We start from the raw sequence: 21,768 nt of genomic DNA, 5'->3' as shown, positions 1-21,768 counted from the left end.
TTATGCTAGGCTCGCCAGAATGGCGTGCAATGCCTCGGCCGGCTTTGCCGCCTGGGTGATCGGGCGACCGATCACCATGTAATCGACACCGGCTTGAAGCGCCTGTTGCGGCGTCATGATGCGCCGCTGATCCCCGGCGTCGCTCCCCTGCGGGCGGATACCCGGGGTGACCAAATTAAACGCCGGGCCACAGCAGGCCTTGAGGCGTACCGCCTCCTGGGCCGAACACACCACCCCATCCAAACCACACTCCTGACTCAGACGCGCCAGGCGCTCGGCATAGTCGGCCGGCGCCATATCGATACCGATGGCCTGCAGATCGGCCTGCTCCATACTGGTCAGCACGGTCACCGCGATCAGCAAAGGGGCCTCGGCGCCATAAGGCAGCAGCGCCTCACGTGCGGCCGTCATCATGCGAGCGCTGCCGCTGGCATGCACGTTAACCATCCAGACGCCCAGTTCCGCCGCCGCCGCGACGGCCCGCGCCACGGTATGGGGAATATCATGGAACTTGAGATCCAGAAAGATATCGAAGCCACGCTGTTGCAGGGTACGCACCAGTTGCGGCCCGAACAGGGTAAACATCTCTTTACCGATCTTCAGACGGCAGTCACGCGGATCGAGGGCGTCCACCAGCGCCAGCGCGGCGTTCTGGTCGGCATAGTCGAGGGCGACGATGATCGGTGAGTGGCTGGGAGCTCGCATCGGGATAGATTTTGACATGGTGGGTTCCTGAATCTGGCGTTTATCGGAGAAATACCTTTTTCAGGGGGGGCATTGTACACAGCGTGCCCCGCTCTGCCTAGGGCCTCGCCCTATTCGCGGGGCAAATCCTCCCCCGATGCTTACTGACCGTCCAAGCCACGGATCGGTTTGACCGTCGCCCAGGCTCGGCAAGAGGGGCAATGCCAGTACAGGCTGTGAGCAGTGAAGCCGCACTTCAGGCAACGATAACGAGGTTTGGTGCGGATCTGTTCGCCGACCATGTCACGTAACAGCAGCAAACTCTCACGCGCCCGGCCATCCTCAGCCTCTGCCAGATGGTAGTCCATCAGGCGATGGAACACCCGCATGGTCGGATGGCGCTGTAACTGGCGACTCACATAGATCTGTGCCGCCTCCAGCCCCTCCTCCGCCTCGATCACCTGGCCGAGCATCAACTCGGCGCTGGCGCCTGCATCCTCCTCGACGCAACGGCGTAGGAAGTCATGCCACGGCCCCGCTTGGCCCAGGGTCTGGTAGCATGCCTCCATCAACGGCAAGACCTCACTGACGAAGGCGCGGTCCTGTTCGAGAACCTGGGCGAAGGCCGTTACAGCCTTGGCAGGCTCACCCAAGGCCTGATAGACTCGGCCCTGCATGATGGAGACGCGGGCACAGCCCTTATCTGCCGCCGCCGCCTTCTTCAATAGACTCTGCGCCTTATCGAGATCGTCGCTGCCCATGGCCTGCAACGCCAGCTCACAGTAGAAGTGGGCGATTTCGCCCCGCTGCTGCTCTTTTCCTAGCCGGACGAGCTTCTCCGCCACCTCAATGGCCTTGTGCCACTCGCTGGTAGCCTGGTGGATCACCAGCAACTGCTGCAGTGCTGACAGACGAAAATCGGCCTCGTCGACCAGTTGGCTAAACATCTCCTCGGCGCGGTCATACAAGCCCGCCGCCATATAGTCGCGCCCCAGCTGTTGCACCGCCAGCAGACGCTGTTCGAAGGAGAGCGAGGCACTCTCCATTAAGGACTGGTGGATGCGGATGGCGCGATCGACTTCGCCACGAGAACGAAACAGGTTGCCGAGTGTCAGATGGGCTTCGACGGCGTTACTGTCCTCCTTGAGCATATCGAGGAACAGCTCGACCGCCTGATCTTGCTGGTTAGACAATAAGAAGTTCACCCCGGTCACGTATTCGCGCGACAGGCGATTAGCCTCTTGCTGTTTATCCTGCTGTGCACTCCTGCGCCCCATATACCAGCCATAGGCAGCCGCTACCGGGAGAAGCAGAAACAGCAGCTCAAGCATGACGGTTATTCCTTGGCGGCGCGGGTCGGCGCGGCGCTAGCACCCACCGGCACATCAGCCGGCGCCAGTTGCTGCTCCAGACGACGGATCTTGCGCTGAGCGCGAGCCAGCCCCAGCCGCACGCGCAAATAAAACAGCCCGCAGATCAACCAGCCCAGGACGAAGCCCGCGGCGAACAGCGTCGCCAGCAGCGTCGACAGGCGGTACTCCCCTTTCGCTAACAAGTAGTTGAAGGTAACCAGCTGATCATTTTGCGTGCCGAGGGTAACCGACAGTACGAAGATGGCCAGTACGATCAGAAAAATCAGCAAATATTTCACATTTCTTCCCGTTGTTCAGGTTAAGCAAATGAATAATGCTTAGAAAATCGAGACAGCGTCTAAATTAACATTTACTCATGGGGCATGGAAACCCCGCCTAGCAGAAAGGCAAGGGTTTATTGAATGCTGCGCTATTTTTGTACCATCGCCACAATCTCTGCGCCCGCCACCCTTGAATCGCGCCATGGGTATCACCATATCAAATAATAGTTTTACTATTGATGCAGCATTTTTATTCCCTTTTTTGCGCCATCGGCTGCAACAAATGTGCTTTCTTGGCCGAGCTTTACGCACATTTTATGGCAAAATGAGGCCAGACTTTTATAGCCGAAGTAGGAAGCGTCACTCATCCTCTTGCGTACCCTGTGCTATCTACATCCGCAGTGTGCCGTAGATGTGACGCCGTCATGATGGAAAATGATGTGGTTGTGGAGACAAACATGCAGCTTAAACAGGTGGCAGAGGCAAAACTGCCGACGCCATGGGGCGACTTTTTAATGGTCGGCTTTGAAGAGATTGCGACAGGTCATGACCATCTGGCCCTGGTTTATGGAGATATTTCCGGCACGACGCCGGTACTGGCGCGTGTTCACTCCGAGTGCCTGACGGGCGATGCCCTGTTCAGCCTGCGCTGCGACTGCGGCTTCCAGCTGGAAGCCGCGCTGGAACACATTGCAGAAGAGGGGCGCGGCATCCTGCTGTACCATCGTCAGGAGGGGCGTAACATCGGTCTGCTCAATAAGATCCGTGCCTATGCCTTGCAGGATCAGGGCGCCGATACCGTCGAGGCCAACCATCAGTTGGGCTTCGCCGCCGATGAGCGCGACTTTACCCTGTGCGCCGACATGTTTAAATTGTTGGGCGTGAGCCAGGTGCGTCTGTTGACCAATAACCCGAAGAAGGTCGATATCCTGACCCAGGCGGGGATCAACATTGTCGAACGCGTGCCGCTGATCGTCGGGCGCAATCCGAAGAATGAACGCTATCTGGCCACCAAGGCCGCCAAGATGGGCCATCTGCTGAACGGCTGAGCCGCCCACTCACGGGCGGTATAACGCCGCCCGCACCTCTCGTGTCTCACCCCCCTCCGCGTTATCACATCCCGCACGCCCCACGCTATGCCTATGCCTATGCCTATGCCTATGCCTATGCCTATGCCTATGCCTATGCTCAGCAGCGTGCCCCGGTCAGGCGCGCTGAAGCATAAAAAAAGCCCCCAAAACGGGGGCTAAGCGACGTCATCGCCCTGTCACAGGCGTATCACGTACTTGCATCAATGGCTACGAATATAATCATCCATCTCGGTCTTCAGGTTATCCGATTTCGTGCCGAAAATGGCCTGAACACCGGAACCCGCGACCACGACGCCAGCGGCGCCCAGCTTCTTCAAGCCGGCCTGATCCACCTTGGCGACATCGGCGACGCTAACGCGCAGACGCGTAATACAGGCATCCAGGTTAGTGATATTGTCCTTGCCCCCGAAGGCTTGTACCAGTGAGGCCGCCATCTCGTTGCTCCCCTGGGCAGACTGTTCGGCCGCGCTATCTTCACGCCCCGGCGTCTTCAGGTTCAGCTTGACGATCAGCACACGGAAGATCACGTAATACAGCAGGGCGTAGCACAGGCCGACGATCGGGAATAGCCACAGCTTGCTGCCGTTACCACTCAACACGATAAAGTCGATCAAACCATGCGAGAAGCTGGTACCGTCGCGCATCCCCAGCAGGATACAGATCGGGAAGGCCAGACCGGCCAGGATGGCATGGATCACATACAGGATCGGCGCCACAAACATAAAGGCGAACTCGATAGGCTCGGTGATCCCCGTCAGGAATGAGGTCAGCGCCGCCGAGATCATGATCCCGGCAACCTTGGCGCGGTTTTCCGGTTTCGCCGAATGCCAGATGGCGATCGCGGCGGCCGGCAGGCCATACATCTTGAACAGGAAGCCACCGGAGAGTTTGCCCGCCGTCGGGTCCCCCGCCATATAACGCGGAATGTCGCCGTGGAACACCTGACCGGCCGCATTGACGTATTCACCGATCTGCATCTGGAACGGGACGTTCCAGATATGGTGCAAGCCAAAGGGCACCAGCGCGCGTTCTACCAGACCATAGATACCGAAAGCCACAACCGGGTTCTGGTAAGCGGCCCACTGAGAGAAGTGCTGAATGGCGGATCCGATCGGCGGCCAAATAAAGGAGAGCGCCACACCAAGGGCGATGGCGGCCAGGCCAGAAATGATCGGCACAAAGCGCTTACCGGCAAAGAAGCCCAGGTACTCTGGCAACTTGATACGATAGAAGCGATTGAACATATAGGCCGCGATGGAACCGGCGATGATCCCGCCGAGCACCCCGGTGTCCGCCAGATGTTTCGAGGCGATCTCTTCGGCCGGTAAATGCAGCACTAACGGTGCGACCACCGCCATGGTTTTCACCATGATGCCATAGGCAACCACGGCGGCCAGCGCCGAAACCCCGTCATTGTTGGTGAAGCCTAATGCCACGCCGATAGCGAAGATGAGCGGCATATTGGCAAATACTGACCCGCCCGCCTCGGCCATCACATGGGAAACAATCTCGGGTAGCCAACTGAAATTAGCCGAACCGACACCGAGAAGAATACCTGCGATGGGCAAGACTGATACTGGCAGCATCAGCGACTTGCCTACCTTTTGCAGGTTAGCAAATGCGTTTTTAAACATGTTTGAGTGTGCTCCTGAGTAAAAATGCTCTTTTTATTCACGCTAGGGGCGGCGTGTGCCAGAGGGAAGAGGGCCCCCGGCAAGGGGTGTCTTTGCACCCTGTTATTTTTTACGCAGAGTAAAATAAATAGAGCATTTGGTGTTTGATGGCTGTCACGTTTCACACATTACAGCGATCTATTTAACATTTACGCAAGAAAATCGACCAACCCTAGCGAGTATGTTGCATTATTAGCCAGTTAGCCGATCACTGTTGCGCACAAAAAATGCCCATCGATGGGCATTTTTACGCAGTGTAAAATATATTAATCCATGTTCGGCAGCGTCACCGCGAACAGGCGGCTAAAATTCGCACTGGTCGCGCGCGCCAATGCCTGCGCGTCAATCCCCTTCAACACCGCCAGATACTCGGCGACATCGCGCACATAGGCCGGCTGATTCTCGCGTCCGCGATGTGGCACCGGCGCCAGATAGGGCGAGTCGGTCTCCACCAGCAGGCGATCGAGCGGCACATAACGCGCCACTTCACGCAACGCCTCGGCATTACGGAAGGTGACGATACCCGAGAAAGAGATATAAAAACCGAGATCCAGTAACGCCGCCGCCGTCGCCTTATCCTCAGTAAAACAGTGCAGCACGCCACCGCACTGATCGGCCCCCTCCTCTCGCAGGATCGCGAGCGTATCCTGGCGTGCCTCACGGGTATGCACGATCACCGGTTTGCCCAACTCGCGGCCAATACGAATATGCTGGCGGAAGGCCGCCTGCTGTTCGGCGATATTGTCCTGCTGATAGAAGTAATCCAACCCGGTCTCGCCCAACGCGATCACCCCCGGTTCGGCGGCCAGACTCTGCAACGCCTGCGGCGTATAGGGTTCGTCCAGATTCAGCGGATGCACGCCGCACGAGAAGGCGACATCGGGACGATCGCCGATACGGGCGCGCATCGCGCGGTAACCGGGCAGGGTGGTGGCGACGGCCAGGACAAACCCGACACCACGAGCGTGCGCTTCGGCCAACACGCTATCGACGCTATCGTGCAGTCCATCATAATCCAAGCCATCGAGATGGCAGTGAGAATCGACTAGATACATAACCAACCTATTCTGTCTATGCCGGGCCAATTAGCCGGCCGGCGAGGAGTCGCTCCATGCGCACAGCTGGCGCATAAGCAATAATTCACGATTGATCCCTGGCGTCGCCAGGAGTTGATGGCGGCACGCCACCCAGGCGTGCAGCAGCTGTTGCAGTTTGGCCGGCGCATGCCGCTTTGCCAGCAGGGTCACCAGCGCCAGCTGATCTCGATTGGCGATGCTCGCGGCCACGCCGAGCTGACGCTTCTGTGCATCCAGCAGCAGCGCGCATAGCCATCCCAGCCGCTCGCTGACATCCTCTTGGTTCAACGACGGCAGCAGATCGAGCCACTGATCGCTCGCCAGCGCCTGACTCAGCGCCTGGCATAACGCCTCGCGCTGGGCCCAGCGCGCCGGTTGCAATAACGCCAGGGCGGCGACCGGTGCCCCACCGCACAGACGCAAGGCGGCGCTCATCGCCTGAGGATCCCCGGGCTGTTGCTGTTGTAGCCAATGCAGGCTGACGCTCTCCACCGGCGCGGCCAGATGCAGATAGAAGCAGCGGCTGCGCAAGGTAGGCAACAACTGCGCGGGTTCGCGGGTGCTCAGCAGAAAATAGGTCTGAGCCGGCGGCTCCTCCAGCGTCTTCAACAACGCATTGGCCGCCGCCTCACTCAGCTGCTCACAGCGCGCGATCCAGACGAGCTTCGCCCCGCCCTGCTGAGCATGACTCTGCAACTGCTCGATGATCTGGCGTACCGGCTCGACGCCCAGCGTATTTTTCCCCTTCTCCGCCTGGAGACAATGCCAGTCGGGATGCGTGCCTGCCATCATCAGGCGACAGGCATGGCACTGACCACAGCTCCGCTCCCCCTCGGGATGCTGACAAAGCAACCAACGCGCCAAGGCATAGACCAGCGATGCCTCCCCCATGCCTTCGATGGCATGCAGCAGTAACGCATGATGGCCTCGCCCATTCTGATGCTGCGCCAGTAATTGACGATAGGGGGCGTTGAGCCAGGGATACCAATTCACGCCTGCGCCTCCTGACGCGCCAGCCACGCTTGCAACGCCTGGCGGATCGCGTCACTCACCTGTTCCAGCGGCTGTGAGGCATCGAGGGTGACGATGCGCTCATCCTGGCTGGCCAACGCCAGATAGCGCGCCCGAGTCCGCTCAAAAAACGCCAGTGACTCACGCTCGATGCGATCCAACTCACCACGGCTACGCGCCCGCGCCAACCCTTGTTCTGGCGGGATGTCCAGATAGAGGGTGAGATCGGGCTTGAACGATCCCAGTACCGTATCACGCAGGGTTTGCAGCAGCTGAGGATCGATGCCACGTCCGCCCCCCTGATAGGCCTGTGAGGAGAGATCGTGACGATCGCCGATCACCCAAGCACCACGCGCCAGCGCGGGCTTGATCACGTTCTCTACCAGTTGAACCCGTGCGGCGTAGAGCATCAGCACCTCGGCGCGATCGGTCAGGGTCTCCCCCGCACAGCCCTCTTTCACCAACTGGCGCAGCTGTTCGGCCAGCGGCGTACCGCCCGGCTCTCGGGTAAAGACAACCTCTTGCACGCCGTGTCGGCGCAACTCCTCCACCACGACGTCGCGTGCCGTCGTCTTGCCGGCGCCTTCTAGCCCCTCGATCACGATGAACTTACTTTTCATTCTTATCCCTTAATGCCTGCAAATAGGCGCGCACCGCCTGATTATGACTTTGCAGGTTAGTGCTAAATACATGCCCGCCCTTACCATCCGCCACGAAGTAGAGATAGGGCGTCTTGGCCGGGTGCGCCGCGGCGACCAGCGAGGCCTTGCTCGGCATGGCGATGGGCGTCGGCGGCAGACCGGCGATGACATAGGTGTTATAGGGGGTCGGCTGCTGAAGATCACGCCGCGTCAGGTTGCCATTATAGGCATTTCCCAGGCCATAGATCACCGTCGGATCGGTCTGCAGACGCATCCCGATGCGCAGACGGTTGATGAATACCGAGGCGACCTTGGGACGCTCCTCACCCAGTCCCGTCTCTTTCTCGATGATCGACGCCATGGTGACCAACTGCTGCGGCGTCTTGTAGGGCAAGGCCACATCACGCTGCGCCCACTGCTGCTCCACGGTCTTCTCCATGCGGGCGTAGGCGCGCTTCAACAGCATCAGATCCGTGGTACCGGCAGTATAACGATAGGTATCGGGATAGAACCATCCCTCTAGCGACTGCCCCGCCTTGATCCCCAGCCGTTGGGCGATCTGCGCCTCACTCTCTCGCTGTAGGGTATGCTTCAATTGTGGCGCCTCGGCCAGCACCTTCAGCCAGTCGCTGAAACGGGTTCCCTCGATAAAACGCAGATCAAACTGCGCCTCACGCCCACTGCTGAACAGCGCCAGCATGTCTCGTACCGTCATGCCGGGCGTCAATCGGTAGGTTCCCGCCTTAAACTTGGCCAACGCCGGATCCAACTGCAACAACCAGGGAAGGTAACGTCCAGATCGAATCAGACGATCGCGTACCAACAACGCCTGTAGCATCTCCCGTCCGCTCCCCGCCGGCAGCTTAAACAGGGTCGGCTGACTCAGCGGCAAAGGGGTGCGGGCGAAGCGCTCCACCTGGTGATACCCCACCACGCCTAAACCGACCAGCAACAGCAGCGCCAACGCCGCAATCAAGGCTATCCGTTTTTTCTTCATTCCACCGCCATGGCGCCGCTATGCCTCAACCTGTAGGCAATGCGGCAATAAAAATTGATACAATGTGCGTGCGGCGAAAGCGCGCCCCAACGCCTGGTTAACCGGTAACAGCGGCATCAACGCATTGCACACCACCACCTCATCGGCCTGCTGCAAGGCCGCCAACCCGCTCTCCACCTCCTGCAGGCGATAGGGACTCTGCGCCAATAGGCGGCAGATACGCTGGCGCATCACGCCATCAACCCCACACTGCGTCAGGCGCGGCGTGAACACCTGTTGCCCACACCGCCAGAACAGATTGGCCGCACAGCATTCCACCAGCCTATCCTGGGTGTCAAGCACCAGCGCCTCATCCGCCTGTGTCTGCGCCAGATGGGCGCGGATCAACACCTGCTCCAGCCGGTTCAAGTGTTTGATACCGGCCAGCAGCGGCTGACGCGCCAGGCGGATCGGGCTGACGGTCAAGGTGATGCCTCGCTCACGCAACGCCATATAGTGGGTCGGCGCCGGGGCGGTGACGAAAATGCGACGGGGCGTATCGGCGCCATGCGGATCATAGCCACGTCCACCGCTCCCCCGCGTGATCATCCCCTTGAGCACCCCCTCCCCCAGCAACGCGGCATAGCGCTCGGCCTCCGTCAGCCAACGGCTCCAGTCCACGCCCTGGATCTGTAGACGATCACAGGCCTGGTGCATGCGCGCCAGATGCGCACGCAATCCATCGACGCGCCCCTGGCAGACGCGTGCCGTGGTAAAGCAACCGTCGCCATAGTTCAGTCCGCGATCGCTCAACGCAATCTGATGCTGCTCTTCGCCATCGATCCAGTACATGCCGCCTCCTTATGCCGTAGTGCCCTATTCTACCTGGCGAGACAAAAAAAATGGCTCCCGAAGGAGCCATTAGCCGGCGTGACCCGCTTACATCTTACGGAAGATGATCGAGCCGTTGGTTCCGCCGAAGCCGAAGGAGTTACACAGGGCATACTCCAGACCACTAACCTGACGGGCTTCGTGCGGTACGAAGTCCAGATCACAGCCCTCGTCGGGGTTGTCCAGGTTGATGGTCGGCGGCACCACCTGATCGCGCAGCGCCAGGATGGTAAAGATGGACTCGACCGCGCCAGCGGCGCCCAGCAAGTGACCGGTCATCGACTTCGTCGAGCTGACCATCACGCGCGCGGCGGCATCACCATAGACGCTCTTCACCGCTTGGGTTTCCGCCTTATCGCCCGCCGCCGTCGAGGTCCCGTGGGCGTTGATATAGCCGACTTGTGCCGGCGTCACACCCGCGTCACGCAAGGCGTTTTCCATCGCCTGCGCCGCACCGGCGCCATCGGCCGGTGGGGACGTCATGTGATAGGCATCGCTGCTCATGCCAAAGCCAACCAGCTCGGCATAGATCTTGGCACCACGAGCCTTGGCATGCTGGTACTCTTCCAGCACTAGAATGCCGGCGCCATCACCCAACACAAAACCGTCACGATCTTTATCCCACGGACGGCTGGCCGCCTGCGGATTGTCGTTACGCGTCGAGAGCGCACGCGCGGCACCGAACCCGCCAACACCCAGTTGGGTACTGGCCTTCTCGGTCCCACCGGCCAACATGGCATCGGCATCGCCATAGGCGATCATGCGCGCGGCATGGCCGATGTTATGTACGCCAGAGGTACAAGCCGTCGAAATAGAAATGCTCGGGCCACGTAACCCCAGCATGATAGTCAGATGCCCGGCCACCATATTGACGATGGTCGACGGGACGAAGAACGGGCTAATCTTACGCGGACCACCGTGCATCAAGGCCGTATGGTTCTCTTCGATTAATCCTAAGCCGCCGATCCCGGAGCCGATAGCGGCGCCAATACGCGGGGCGTTTTCTTCCGTAATCTCCAGCCCGGAGTCTTGGAAGGCCTGAATGCCGGCCATGATCCCGTACTGAATGAAGAGATCCATCTTCCGCGCATCTTTGCGCGAAATATGCTCTTCGCAATTAAAATCCTTTACTAAGCCCGCAAAACGCGTTGCATAGGCGCTAGTATCGAAATGGTCGATCAGGCTGATGCCACTCTGACCGGCAAGGAGCGCATTCCATGTGGAATCTACGGTATTGCCGACAGGAGACAACATGCCCAGTCCGGTCACAACAACTCGACGCTTAGACACGTTTGTCCTCCAGGGAGGGAAATGATACTGATTAAATGCAGGAAAAACGTAGGCGGTCGAGTGACCGCCTAGATGAGTTCACTTACTTGTTTGCAGCTTCGATGTAGTCGATAGCGGCCTGAACAGTGGTGATCTTCTCTGCTTCTTCGTCCGGAATCTCAGTATCAAACTCTTCTTCCAGAGCCATAACCAGTTCAACGGTGTCAAGAGAATCAGCACCCAGATCGTCAACGAAAGAAGCTGAATTCACAACTTCGTCTTCTTTAACACCCAGCTGTTCAACAATGATTTTCTTAACGCGTTCTTCGATAGTGCTCATACTCTTAAATTTCCTATCAAAACTCGCTTGCGCGATGGTTTTCGTAGTGTATTGAAAGTTGAAAAAGATGCAACCAAATCCCGGCTGGTCAAACCACGATTTTACCCTATTTTGCGGTGTTTCGCGCAAGAAAGGCAAATAGTTTTCGTGATTTTTAGATCATGTACATGCCGCCATTGACATGCAATGTCTCACCGGTAATGTAAGCCGCCTCATCAGAGGCCAAAAATGCGACAGCGTAAGCGATCTCTTTAGCATCGCCCAGACGACCGGCCGGAACCTCGGCCAGAATGCCGCTGCGCTGCTCATCGGAGAGCGCGCGCGTCATGTCGGTTTCAATGAAACCCGGCGCGACCACGTTGACGGTGATGCCGCGTGAAGCGACTTCGCGCGCCAGCGATTTGCTGAACCCGATCAGGCCCGCCTTGGCAGCGGCATAGTTAGCCTGCCCGGCGTTCCCCATGGTCCCCACCACCGAACCGATGGTGATGATACGCCCGCAACGCTTCTTCATCATAGCGCGCATTACCGCTTTTGACAGGCGGAAAACGGAAGTCAGGTTGGTGTTCAGGATATCCTGCCACTCGTCATCCTTCATGCGCATCAGCAAATTGTCGCGGGTGATACCGGCATTATTGACCAGGATATCGATCTCGCCGAACTCGGCGCGTACACGCTCCAGTACGCTATCGATAGAGGCGGAATCGGTCACGTTCAGCGCCATTCCCTTGCCGTTATCGCCCAGATAGGCGCTGATCGCTTCCGCGCCCTTGTCGCTGGTCGCGGTACCGATGACGCGTGCGCCGCGCGCAACCAACGTCTCGGCGATAGCGCGGCCGATGCCACGGCTGGCACCGGTTACCAGTGCAATTTTACCTTCTAAGCTCATGTTTTCCTCGTATTACTGTTCGAGAGCGGCGCTCAGGGAAGCGCAATCATTCACCGCGGCGGCCGTCATGGTGTCCACGATACGCTTGGTCAGGCCAGTCAACACCTTGCCTGGGCCGATTTCCAGCAACTGGGTCACCCCTTCGGCGGACATCTGCTGCACGCTCTCCGTCCAACGGACCGGATTATACAGCTGGCGTACCAGCGCATCACGGATCGCGTCGGCGTCGCTGACCGCTTGCACATCGACGTTGTTGATCACCGGGCAGAGCGGGGCATTGAACGGGATCGCCTGCAGCGCCTCAGCCAACTGATCGGCCGCCGGCTTCATCAGCGCACAGTGGGACGGCACGCTGACCGGCAGCGGCAGCGCACGCTTGGCACCAGCCGCTTTACAGGCGGCACCGGCACGCTCGACGGCTTCTTTATTACCGGCGATCACCACCTGACCCGGTGAGTTAAAGTTAACCGGCGCCACCACTTGACCCTGAGCGGCATCGGCACAGGCCTGCGCGATGGCGTCATTGTCCAACCCGATGATGGCATACATGGCGCCGGTGCCTTCCGGTACCGCCTGCTGCATCAGCTGGCCACGCAACTCGACCAGGCGTACCGCCTGTTTAAAGTCGATCACCCCGGCACACACCAGCGCGGAGTATTCCCCTAGGCTATGCCCGGCCATCATCGCCGGCTGCTTGCCATAGTTCTGCTGCCAGACACGGTAGATCGCCACGGAGGCGGTCAACAGCGCCGGTTGGGTCTGCCAGGTCTTGTTCAGCGCTTCGGCTGGCCCCTGCTGCACCAGGCTCCACAGATCATAACCCAGCGCCTCGGAGGCCTCGGCGAAGGTCTGCTCGACCAGCGGATAGTGTGCGGCCAGATCGGCCAGCATCCCGACGCTCTGCGAGCCTTGTCCCGGGAATACCATTGCAAATGTAGACATGAGTGTTTTCCTGAACAAAAAATCAAAAACGAACCAAGGCGGAACCCCAGGTGAATCCCCCACCGAAGGCTTCCAGCAAAATCAACTGACCGCGTTGGATACGGCCATCGCGCACCGCTTCGTCCAACGCCGCCGGTACCGAGGCGGCGGAGGTGTTGCCGTGACGATCCAGCGTCACCACCACGCTATCCAGGCTCATCCCCAGTTTCTTGGCGGTGGCGCTGATGATGCGCAGGTTAGCCTGATGCGGCACCAGCCAGTCGAGATCCTCGCGGGACAATTGATTCGCCTGCAGGGTTTCATCGACGATGTGAGCCAGCTCGGTCACTGCCACCTTAAAGACCTCATTGCCAGCCATGGTCAGGTAAGCCTGATCCTCGGTATGACGCGGGCGATTCGGCAAGGTCAACAGCTCGCCATAGCGGCCATCGGCATGAATGTGCGTCGAGAGGATCCCCGGCTGCTCGGCGGCGCCGAGAACCACGGCACCCGCCCCGTCACCAAACAGGATCACCGTGCCACGATCTTGCGGATCGACGGTACGCGCCAGCGCATCGGAGCCAATCACCAGGGCATGGCGAATCGCGCCCCCTTTGATATATTGATCGGCGATACTCAGGGCGTAGGTGAAACCCGCACAGGCGGCAGCGACATCAAATGCCGGGCAGCCGTTACGCATCCCCAGCAGGTTCTGCACCTCACAGGCGGCGCTCGGAAAGGCGTGGTTCGCCGACGTGGTCGCCACGATGATCAGGCCAATGTCGTCTTTATCGACCTGAGCCATCTCGAGGGCGTTTTTGGCGGCCTCAAATGCCATGGTGGCGACAGACTCGTCCGGCGCGGCGATACGACGCTCGCGGATGCCGGTACGACTGACGATCCACTCGTCAGAGGTCTCCACCATCTTCTCTAAATCAGCATTGGTGCGTACTTGTACGGGCAGGTAGCTCCCCGTACCGAGAATTCTTGTATGCATGTACGATTAGTCACTCTTGGGTAATACAGCCTTAAGGCGCAGCGCGATCCGCACGGGGATCTGCCGTTGCACCGCCTGCACAGCCTGTTGTATGGCGACGGCGAATGCCCGTTGGTTTGCCGCCCCATGGCTCTTGATTACGGTGCCGCGTAATCCTAACAGACAAGCGCCATTATACTGGTCGGGGTTCAACTGCCCGAAACGCTTTGCCACTTTTTTTTGTATCCAACGACCTAACCAGCGTAGCCACCACGCGCTACGCGGCTTATCGCCCGCCGGTTTTAGCAGGGAGAGGAACATGCGCACCACTCCCTCCATGGTCTTCAGCGTAACATTACCCACGAAGCCGTCACACACCAACACGTCGGTTTTTCCGCTCAGCAGATCGTTGCCTTCCAGATAACCAATATAGTCGATGGCCGGCGTTGTCTTCAGCACAGCGGCGGCTTCGCGGATATTGTCCAGTCCCTTACACTCCTCCTCGCCAATATTCAGCAACGCGACACGCGGTGCCGGGATACCGACTATCTCTTCGGCCAGTACAGCGCCCATCACGGCGAATTGTACCAGCATGGTGCTACTGCAGGCCACGTTAGCCCCCAGATCCAGCACCACGGTCTTCCCCTGCCGTTGATTCGGCAATACTGTCACCAATGCCGGGCGTTCGATACCCTCCAGCGGTTTGAGTAACAGTGTCGCCAGACCCATTAACGCACCGGTATTTCCCGCGCTAACCACCGCCTGCGCCTCGCCATTTTTCACCAGCTCTAGCGCAACGCGCATCGAGCTGCCACGGCTATTACGAATAGCGTGTGATGGCTTGGCATCGTTGGGGATTACGGTTTCGGCGGCGACCACGCGCAAGCGGGAAAGCAGCGTAGCGTCCGCGGCGGAGAGATAAGGCGCGATGGCGTCGGGCTGGCCGACCAACAAAAGGGACAGTGACGAGGTTGAAGCCAGTGCCTGCAACGCGGCAGGCACTGTGATGCAGGGACCAAAGTCCCCGCTCATCGCATCTAACGCTAGGGTTAGACGAGTCAAAGTATCGCCTTGTTAATACAGAGCTGTATTACTTAGCGATAACCTTGCGACCGCGGTAGAAACCATCCGCAGTGACGTGGTGACGCAGGTGAGTTTCACCGGAAACCTTGTCAACAGAGACGGTTGCAGTGGTCAGCGCATCGTGGGAACGACGCATACCACGGCAAGAGCGGGTTTTTTTGTTCTGCTGTACGGCCATTGACCTTACTCCTTGATTACTTTCGCTTTAAACTGGCTAATGCGGCAAATGGGTTCGGCTTTTCTGCCTCGGGAGGCAGCTTACCGAAGACCATGTCCGCGTCGGACACTTCACAGTGTTCAGATTCATGCACCGGAACCACCGGCAAGGCAAGGATGAGTTCATCTTCGACCATCGCCTGCAGATCGACCTCGCCGTATTCATTGACGTCGATCGGCTCGTAAATTTCCGGTAATGCCTCAGCCTGCTCGTCATTGGCGACCGGACTGAAGCAATACGTTGCGTGGAGGTGATGCTGGAATGGCTGATTACAACGCTGGCATTGCAACGTTACAGTCACGTCGGCATGCCCGCGAATAACAGCCAAGCGCTGATTGTCGATCGAGAAGGACATTTCAGCGCAGACATCGCTGTCCACGCTGACCACAGATTCAGCTAAGCGCGTAACCTGCTCGGAAGCATAGACACCAACATAGTCTAAACGCTTCTGCGCAGCGCGAACCGGATCAAGGGTCAAGGGTAATTTTACCTTTTGCATAGGGCGCGCATATTAACTTTGTAAAGCCATTGAGTCAAAGGAAAAGGCCACTCTCGCACCCCTTTCCCCCAATATTCGCTTCCTGAGCGGCGGACAGTTTAAAATGATGACATGATTAACGCCATGCTTTCGGAAAAAAATATGTTACCCCTACTGCTCGCCTCGACCTCCCCCTACCGCCGCGCCCTGTTAGAGAAGCTGGCGCTTCCCTTCAGCTGTGCCGCGCCGCACACCGACGAAACCCCGCTGCCCGGTGAAACGGCGCAGGCGTTGGTCTGCCGTCTGGCCGAGGCTAAGGCGCGCGCCCTGGCCGATGCCTACCCGGACCATCTCATTATCGGCGGTGATCAGGTGTGTGTGCTCAATGGACAAATCAGCGGCAAGCCCCTCAGCGTCGAGCGCGCCTGCGCCCAACTGCGCGCCGCCAGCGGACAACGCGTCACCTTCTATAGCGGTTTGAGCGTACTCAACAGCGGCAACGGCGAGTGCCATACCCTGTGCGAACCCTTCCATGTCCATTTTCGTGAACTGAGCACGGCGGAGATCGCGGCCTATGTCGCGCTGGAGCAGCCATTACAGTGTGCCGGCAGCTTTATGTGCGAGGGCGCCGGCATTCTACTGTTCGAACGTCTGGAGGGGCGCGATCCCAATGCCCTGATCGGGCTGCCGCTGATCGCCCTCAACACGCTGCTCCGCCGTCACGGTGTCAACCCCCTACTGGTCCCCCGCGATTAATCTTCTGCCAGGCAGCAAGCCAACAGGCGCGTGCCGACGCGAGACCGGGCACATCGTGGCACACCCTCGCGCGACAGTCAGGTGCCTGGGCAAGGTGTGAGGGCAGGATAATAGAGGGATAAGGCGGTGCTGCGTATCATGGTGCCGCCCCGTGAGTCTGCCGCGCCATGCAGTCGACGCCTAGCGTGCCGCACGTCAGCCAGCGCGGAGCAGCGGAATAACGTAGAACCGGAGGCGGGCAAGAGAAGAGCGCCTCAACAGGCCGCCGAGGCCTGCCGAGGCGAGGAGGATGCGCCGAGGTTAACGCGGCGTATTCGCGGCGCGTAATACGGCCAGGCAACGGCGCAGCGCGGCGTCTAACGGCGCCTCGACCCGCATCGTCTCGCCGCTATGGGGATGGACGAAACGCAGGGCCGCCGCATGCAGAAACAGACGATTGAGGCCGGTCTCCGCCAACTCACGATCGAAGTCACGGTCGCCATAACGGTCATCGAAGGCGATCGGATGGCCGGCATGCAAGGTATGCACGCGGATCTGGTGAGTACGCCCGGTCACGGGGCTGGCCTTCACCAGGGTCGCGTTGGCGAAGCGCTCCTCCACCTTAAAACGTGTCTCCGACGGCTTCCCTTCCGCGTTAACGCGCACGATGCGCTCACCGCTCTGTAAGATGTTCTTCAGCAACGGGGCCTGTACTACCTTGCAGTGCGACTGCCAGTGGCCACGCACCAGGGCCAGGTAATCCTTCTGCATCCCCTTCTCACGCAACTGCTCATGTAACGAGCGTAACGCCGAGCGCTTCTTGGCGACCAGCAGCACCCCTGATGTCTCACGATCCAGCCGATGTACCAGCTCCAGGAAGCGAGCCTCGGGGCGTAAGGCGCGCAGCCCTTCGATCACGCCAAAACTCAGCCCGCTGCCGCCATGTACCGCCGTACCGGAAGGCTTGTTCAGCACCATCAGGTAGTCGTCCTCATACAGGACGCAATCGTTGAGTGCCGCCACCTTATCCAGTCGTGCGGAAACCGGTGCCTCATCACGCTCGGCGACCCGAACCGGTGGGATACGCACCTCATCCCCGGCCTCTAGCTTATATTCCGGCTTGATGCGTTTCTTATTGACCCGCACCTCACCCTTGCGCACGATACGATAGATCATACTCTTCGGCACACCCTTTAATTGGTTGCGCAAAAAATTATCGATCCGCTGGCCCGCCTCGTCGGCGGCGATCGTGACTAACTTGACGGAAGTGTTTTGTGTATTCATGGGGCGCGATTTTAAAGAGCGGCAGGCCTATACGCCACTGCTATTTTGACACACAGGAACAATAATTCGGCAATATCCCTGACAAGCGCCTCGACGGCGTATATACATAGATATGCCAAATAGCATGACGTTGTGCTATTGAGCAACTTTCTGCGCACCAGGCGCAATGGCGTCTTGCTATATTTGCCATTGCAGTGGAATAATGGAGCCGTTTTCCGCGTTTTTTTCCGCCAATGTGGAAAAAGAAGCGGGATACGATGTTTACCTGATAGCGCAAAAATGCAGCAATGGCGTAAGACGTAATGCGAAATCAAGTAATTAGCGGGCTGCGGGTCGCAGTCTGACCAACAACATGGAGTCAGTTTGCCGCATCCTTTTTCTGCGGCGTCATCCTGATAAACAGCGCTGCCTTTCACAAAGAAATGCAGGCTTACCGAATATTGCGCCCCTATGCAGGCGACAACCGTGAGGTTGACGACTTTGCGATAAGACTCGGGGTCATCGGTCTTCCTCCCGGTCAGATAGGTCTTTTCGCCCGCAGCTTAAGTAGCCAATGCAAAAAAACGAGTACGTTAACGATGAAAAGAATGTTAATCAACGCAACTCAGCAGGAGGAGTTGCGTGTCGCCCTTGTGGATGGCCAGCGACTGTATGACCTGGATATCGAAAGCCCCGGTCACGAGCAGAAGAAAGCAAACATTTACAAAGGTAAAATCACCCGTATTGAACCCAGTCTAGAAGCTGCCTTCGTCGATTACGGTGCCGAAAGACACGGTTTCCTACCCTTAAAAGAGATCGCCCGCGAATACTTCCCCAGCAATTACTCCGCCCATGGCCGTCCGAATATCAAAGACGTGCTGCGTGAGGGGCAGGAAGTCATCGTCCAGGTTGATAAAGAGGAGCGTGGCAACAAAGGCGCCGCGCTGACCACCTTTATTAGTCTGGCGGGTAGCTATCTGGTGCTGATGCCGAACAATCCTCGCGCCGGCGGTATTTCACGTCGCATCGAGGGTGACGATCGCACCGAGCTAAAAGAGGCGCTCTCATCGCTGCAAATCCCTGATGGAATGGGACTCATCGTCCGCACCGCGGGCGTCGGCAAGTCTGCCGATGCGTTGCAGTGGGATCTCTCGTTCCGCCTGAAACATTGGGACGCCATCAAGAAAGCCGCAGAGGGTCGCCCGGCGCCGTTCCTGATCCACCAGGAAAGCAACGTCATCGTCCGCGCCTTCCGCGACTACCTGCGCCCAGACATCGGCGAGATCCTGATCGACAACCCGAAGATCCTCGACCTGGCCAAGCAGCATATCGCCGCCTTGGGCCGCCCGGACTTCAGCAGCAAGATCAAACTGTACACCGGTGAAATCCCGCTGTTCAGCCACTATCAGATCGAGTCGCAGATCGAATCCGCCTTCCAACGTGAGGTGCGTCTGCCCTCCGGCGGCTCGATCGTTATCGACAGCACCGAAGCGTTGACCGCCATCGATATCAACTCCGCGCGCGCCACGCGCGGCGGCGATATCGAAGAGACCGCCTTTAACACCAACCTGGAGGCGGCCGATGAGATCGCGCGCCAGTTGCGCCTGCGCGACTTGGGCGGCCTGATCGTCATCGACTTCATCGATATGACACCGGTACGCCACCAGCGTGAGGTGGAGAACCGCCTGCGCGATGCGGTGCGTCAGGATCGCGCCCGTATTCAGATCGGTCGCATCTCGCGCTTTGGTCTGCTGGAGATGTCGCGTCAACGCCTCAGCCCGTCATTGGGCGAGTCCAGTCATCACGTCTGCCCGCGCTGTAACGGTACCGGTACCGTGCGTGACAACGAATCGTTGGCACTCTCCATCCTGCGTCTGATCGAAGAAGAGGCGCTGAAGGAGAATACGCGCGAAGTCCATGCCATCGTACCGGTTCCGGTCGCCTCCTACCTGCTGAACGAGAAACGTGACGCCGTGAGCGCCATCGAGAAACGTCAGCCAGATATTCGGGTGATCGTGGTGCCTAACGATCAGATGCAGACGCCGCATTACGCCGTGATGCGCGTACGCAAAGGCGAAGAGACGCATACGCTGAGCTATAAGCTGCCGCAACTGCACGAAGCGGAAGCCTGTGGCGAAGAAGAGGCTCCTGCCGAACGGAAGCGCCCAGAACAGCCTGCCCTGGCAGCCTTTACCCTGGATGTCAGCGCACCACCGTTGGAAGAGAGTGAGAGCAAGCCCGTCGCCGCCGCAGTAGCACCGAGCGAAACACGTACCCAACCGAGCGCTGCCGCTCGCCCAGGCCTGTTTGGTCGCTTGGTCGCCTCACTGAAAGGCCTCTTCGCCGGCGATGCGCCGCAACAGGAAGCCACACCGCAGCAAGAAACATCGAGCCCGCGTGAAGAAAACCGCGCGCCACAGGAGCGTCGCGCCCGCCGTCAGAATCCGCGTCGTGAACGTGGTGAGCGTGGTGAACGTGGCGAGCGCAATGGCAGTGATCGTAGCGAACGCGGTGAACGCGGTGAACGCGGCGAGCGTCAGGATCGTGGCAACCGCGAAAATCGTGAGGCCCGTGACGAACAGCGCCGTAATCGCCGTCAGTCTCAACCGGCTCAGTCTGCCGAGGGGGGGAGTGAGAACGCCTCGCCGATGCGCGAAGAGCAACAGCAACGCCGCGAGCAGCGTAACGAGCGTCAGCGTCGTCGTCAGGAAGAGAAACGCCAGGCTCAGCAAGAGGTCAAGGCACTGGATGTCGCCGCGCAACCCGACGAGGAGATCGTCGAGGAGAACGCACCGGCACAGCGTCGTCAGCGTCGCCAACTGAGTCAGAAGGTGCGTATCGTCGACAATGCCGCCGTTGCCGCGAGCGCCAGCGAGGCCGTCGTCGAGGCTCCCGCCGAGGAGAGCAAAGCAACGCTGCCGGTAGTCAGCGCTCCGTTAGCGGAAAGCGTACCGCAAACCGCCACAGCGGTGAGCGAAGAGGAGAACGGCAACCGCCATGAGAATGGTATGCCGCGTCGTTCTCGTCGCTCTCCGCGTCACCTGCGCGTCAGCGGTCAGCGCCGCCGTCGTTACCGTGACGAGCGCTATCCGCAGCAGTCGCCGATGCCGTTGACTCTGGCGGTCTACTCACCCGAGATGGCCTCCGGCAAGGTGTGGATCAGCTACCCGATTACCCCGGTGAGCAGTAACGTCCATGAGGCGGAGCACACCGCGCCAGCCGACGCCGTGGCAACAAACATCATCGCCCCGATCGCCGCCGCCGACAGCGCACCTCAGCCGGCCTTGCCGCCAGAGGAGGCCACCCACGCAGCAGCTGATATCGCCGCACCGGTATCCCTCGACGCCACCGTCGAGACCCTCGCGGTCGAGACTCCCGTCGTCGCTGAGAGCGTCGTCGAGAGTCCTGTCGCGCACGTCGAGGCTGAGCCGGTTCCGGCTAATGAGCCCGCCACGACACACGCTACCTGCGACGCCGCGGCACCGACCTTAACCGAGACGATTTTACCGCTGGCACAAGCCGAAGCCGAAGCCGAAGCCGAAGCCGAAGCCGAAGCCGAAGCCGAAGCCGAAGCCGAAGCCGAAGCCGAAGCCAGTGTAAACGCCCAGCCGGTGGAAATGGCAAGCCGTCCAGACGACACGGTAGTCGTCCATGGACATGGTCATGCTAGTGCACCGATGACCCAAGCCCCGGCCCCGGCCTATGAGGCTCCGGCCGTCATCGTTAGCACCTGGGTACGCCCGACCTATGCGTTCCAGGGTCGTGGTGCCGCCGGTGGTGCTGCCGCTACCAATCAGGCAACCGCACCAGCGACGAAGCCGCAGATGCCATAAAACGCCATCGCGTTCGATAGCATAAAAAAACCCGCCTGATGGCGGGTTTTTCTTTGCCTCTTTTTCGTCGCATCCCCGAGACATCACC

The 21,768-nt window shown here is 59.2% G+C and carries 22 protein-coding genes; 4 read left to right on the top strand and 18 right to left on the bottom strand.

The window, feature by feature from the left end; all coding sequences use genetic code 11:
* From pyrF to ACEQFP_RS01425, 3 genes are all read right to left on the bottom strand, one after another.
* Window positions 1–723, bottom strand: coding sequence for an orotidine-5'-phosphate decarboxylase (pyrF, locus tag ACEQFP_RS01435; protein WP_005293855.1), 723 nt, complete (start codon window positions 721–723; stop codon window positions 1–3).
* Window positions 724–845: 122 nt separating this feature from the next.
* Window positions 846–2,015, bottom strand: coding sequence for a lipopolysaccharide assembly protein LapB (gene lapB, locus ACEQFP_RS01430; RefSeq protein WP_035596176.1), 1,170 nt, complete (start codon window positions 2,013–2,015; stop codon window positions 846–848).
* A 5-nt stretch (window positions 2,016–2,020) separates the two neighbouring features.
* A complete protein-coding gene (locus ACEQFP_RS01425) occupies window positions 2,021–2,335 on the bottom strand; it encodes a LapA family protein (protein WP_005287250.1) in 315 nt (104 codons plus the stop codon).
* A 440-nt stretch (window positions 2,336–2,775) separates the two neighbouring features.
* Between ACEQFP_RS01425 and ribA the strand changes: the two genes are divergently transcribed.
* Both ribA and ACEQFP_RS01415 read left to right on the top strand, forming a co-directional pair.
* Window positions 2,776–3,366, top strand: coding sequence for a GTP cyclohydrolase II (gene ribA / locus ACEQFP_RS01420; RefSeq protein WP_005293851.1), 591 nt, complete (start codon window positions 2,776–2,778; stop codon window positions 3,364–3,366).
* Window positions 3,367–3,407: 41 nt separating this feature from the next.
* On the top strand, window positions 3,408–3,542 hold the full coding sequence (locus ACEQFP_RS01415; RefSeq protein ID WP_370547370.1) for a hypothetical protein: 135 nt from the start codon (window positions 3,408–3,410) through the stop codon (window positions 3,540–3,542).
* A gap of 66 nt (window positions 3,543–3,608) precedes the next feature.
* Here the strand turns inward: ACEQFP_RS01415 and ptsG are convergent, their stop codons facing one another.
* The 14 genes from ptsG to yceD all read right to left on the bottom strand — a co-directional run bounded on the left by ptsG (window position 3,609) and on the right by yceD (window position 15,870).
* Complete coding sequence (gene ptsG, locus ACEQFP_RS01410) at window positions 3,609–5,042, bottom strand: PTS glucose transporter subunit IIBC (protein WP_035596173.1); 1,434 nt, start codon at window positions 5,040–5,042, stop codon at window positions 3,609–3,611.
* Between the two features lie 305 nt (window positions 5,043–5,347).
* Window positions 5,348–6,136 (bottom strand): metal-dependent hydrolase, encoded by a 789-nt coding sequence (locus tag ACEQFP_RS01405; RefSeq protein ID WP_370547369.1) that lies wholly within the window; start codon window positions 6,134–6,136, stop codon window positions 5,348–5,350.
* A gap of 30 nt (window positions 6,137–6,166) precedes the next feature.
* On the bottom strand, window positions 6,167–7,150 hold the full coding sequence (gene holB, locus ACEQFP_RS01400; RefSeq protein ID WP_370558340.1) for a DNA polymerase III subunit delta': 984 nt from the start codon (window positions 7,148–7,150) through the stop codon (window positions 6,167–6,169).
* Window positions 7,147–7,788, bottom strand: a complete 642-nt coding sequence (gene tmk, locus ACEQFP_RS01395) for a dTMP kinase (RefSeq protein ID WP_068870840.1) — start codon at window positions 7,786–7,788, stop codon at window positions 7,147–7,149. Before tmk ends, holB begins: the two co-directional genes overlap by 4 nt.
* Window positions 7,778–8,806 (bottom strand): endolytic transglycosylase MltG, encoded by a 1,029-nt coding sequence (gene mltG / locus ACEQFP_RS01390; RefSeq protein ID WP_370547368.1) that lies wholly within the window; start codon window positions 8,804–8,806, stop codon window positions 7,778–7,780. Before mltG ends, tmk begins: the two co-directional genes overlap by 11 nt.
* Before the next feature lie 18 nt (window positions 8,807–8,824).
* A complete protein-coding gene (gene pabC / locus ACEQFP_RS01385; RefSeq protein WP_005293843.1) occupies window positions 8,825–9,637 on the bottom strand; it encodes an aminodeoxychorismate lyase in 813 nt (270 codons plus the stop codon).
* Between the two features lie 87 nt (window positions 9,638–9,724).
* Window positions 9,725–10,966 carry a beta-ketoacyl-ACP synthase II gene (gene fabF, locus ACEQFP_RS01380; protein ID WP_005293840.1) on the bottom strand — a complete coding sequence of 414 codons (1,242 nt, stop codon included), beginning with the start codon at window positions 10,964–10,966 and terminating at the stop codon, window positions 9,725–9,727.
* An 82-nt stretch (window positions 10,967–11,048) separates the two neighbouring features.
* Window positions 11,049–11,285: an acyl carrier protein gene (gene acpP, locus ACEQFP_RS01375; protein WP_005293837.1), complete on the bottom strand. Its 237-nt coding sequence runs from the start codon at window positions 11,283–11,285 to the stop codon at window positions 11,049–11,051.
* Window positions 11,286–11,439: 154 nt separating this feature from the next.
* Window positions 11,440–12,174 carry a 3-oxoacyl-ACP reductase FabG gene (fabG, locus tag ACEQFP_RS01370; protein ID WP_005287291.1) on the bottom strand — a complete coding sequence of 245 codons (735 nt, stop codon included), beginning with the start codon at window positions 12,172–12,174 and terminating at the stop codon, window positions 11,440–11,442.
* Between the two features lie 12 nt (window positions 12,175–12,186).
* Window positions 12,187–13,116, bottom strand: a complete 930-nt coding sequence (fabD, locus tag ACEQFP_RS01365; RefSeq protein WP_370547366.1) for an ACP S-malonyltransferase — start codon at window positions 13,114–13,116, stop codon at window positions 12,187–12,189.
* A 22-nt stretch (window positions 13,117–13,138) separates the two neighbouring features.
* The gene (locus ACEQFP_RS01360; protein WP_068870834.1) at window positions 13,139–14,092 is read right to left on the bottom strand and encodes a beta-ketoacyl-ACP synthase III; all 954 of its coding nucleotides are present in this window, start codon (window positions 14,090–14,092) and stop codon (window positions 13,139–13,141) included.
* 6 nt (window positions 14,093–14,098) lie between these two features.
* Window positions 14,099–15,133 carry a phosphate acyltransferase PlsX gene (gene plsX / locus ACEQFP_RS01355; RefSeq protein WP_074428723.1) on the bottom strand — a complete coding sequence of 345 codons (1,035 nt, stop codon included), beginning with the start codon at window positions 15,131–15,133 and terminating at the stop codon, window positions 14,099–14,101.
* A gap of 28 nt (window positions 15,134–15,161) precedes the next feature.
* Window positions 15,162–15,332, bottom strand: coding sequence for a 50S ribosomal protein L32 (gene rpmF, locus ACEQFP_RS01350; RefSeq protein WP_005287307.1), 171 nt, complete (start codon window positions 15,330–15,332; stop codon window positions 15,162–15,164).
* A gap of 16 nt (window positions 15,333–15,348) precedes the next feature.
* Window positions 15,349–15,870 carry a 23S rRNA accumulation protein YceD gene (gene yceD, locus ACEQFP_RS01345; protein WP_005287310.1) on the bottom strand — a complete coding sequence of 174 codons (522 nt, stop codon included), beginning with the start codon at window positions 15,868–15,870 and terminating at the stop codon, window positions 15,349–15,351.
* Window positions 15,871–16,011: 141 nt separating this feature from the next.
* Here yceD and ACEQFP_RS01340 point away from each other — a divergent pair, with 141 nt between their 5' ends.
* Window positions 16,012–16,605: a nucleoside triphosphate pyrophosphatase gene (locus ACEQFP_RS01340; protein ID WP_035596166.1), complete on the top strand. Its 594-nt coding sequence runs from the start codon at window positions 16,012–16,014 to the stop codon at window positions 16,603–16,605.
* Window positions 16,606–16,905: 300 nt separating this feature from the next.
* Here the strand turns inward: ACEQFP_RS01340 and rluC are convergent, their stop codons facing one another.
* On the bottom strand, window positions 16,906–17,868 hold the full coding sequence (rluC, locus tag ACEQFP_RS01335) for a 23S rRNA pseudouridine(955/2504/2580) synthase RluC (RefSeq protein ID WP_005287317.1): 963 nt from the start codon (window positions 17,866–17,868) through the stop codon (window positions 16,906–16,908).
* A 578-nt stretch (window positions 17,869–18,446) separates the two neighbouring features.
* Between rluC and rne the strand changes: the two genes are divergently transcribed.
* Window positions 18,447–21,680 carry a ribonuclease E gene (rne, locus tag ACEQFP_RS01330; RefSeq protein WP_370547365.1) on the top strand — a complete coding sequence of 1,078 codons (3,234 nt, stop codon included), beginning with the start codon at window positions 18,447–18,449 and terminating at the stop codon, window positions 21,678–21,680.
* Window positions 21,681–21,768 lie beyond the last annotated feature (88 nt).

The organism is Edwardsiella sp. A.80236 (assembly GCF_044540725.1).
GTDB lineage: Bacteria > Pseudomonadota > Gammaproteobacteria > Enterobacterales > Enterobacteriaceae > Edwardsiella > Edwardsiella tarda.
Note: the sequence above shows the minus strand (reverse complement) of the source record. Positions and strands in the feature narration are given on the sequence as shown.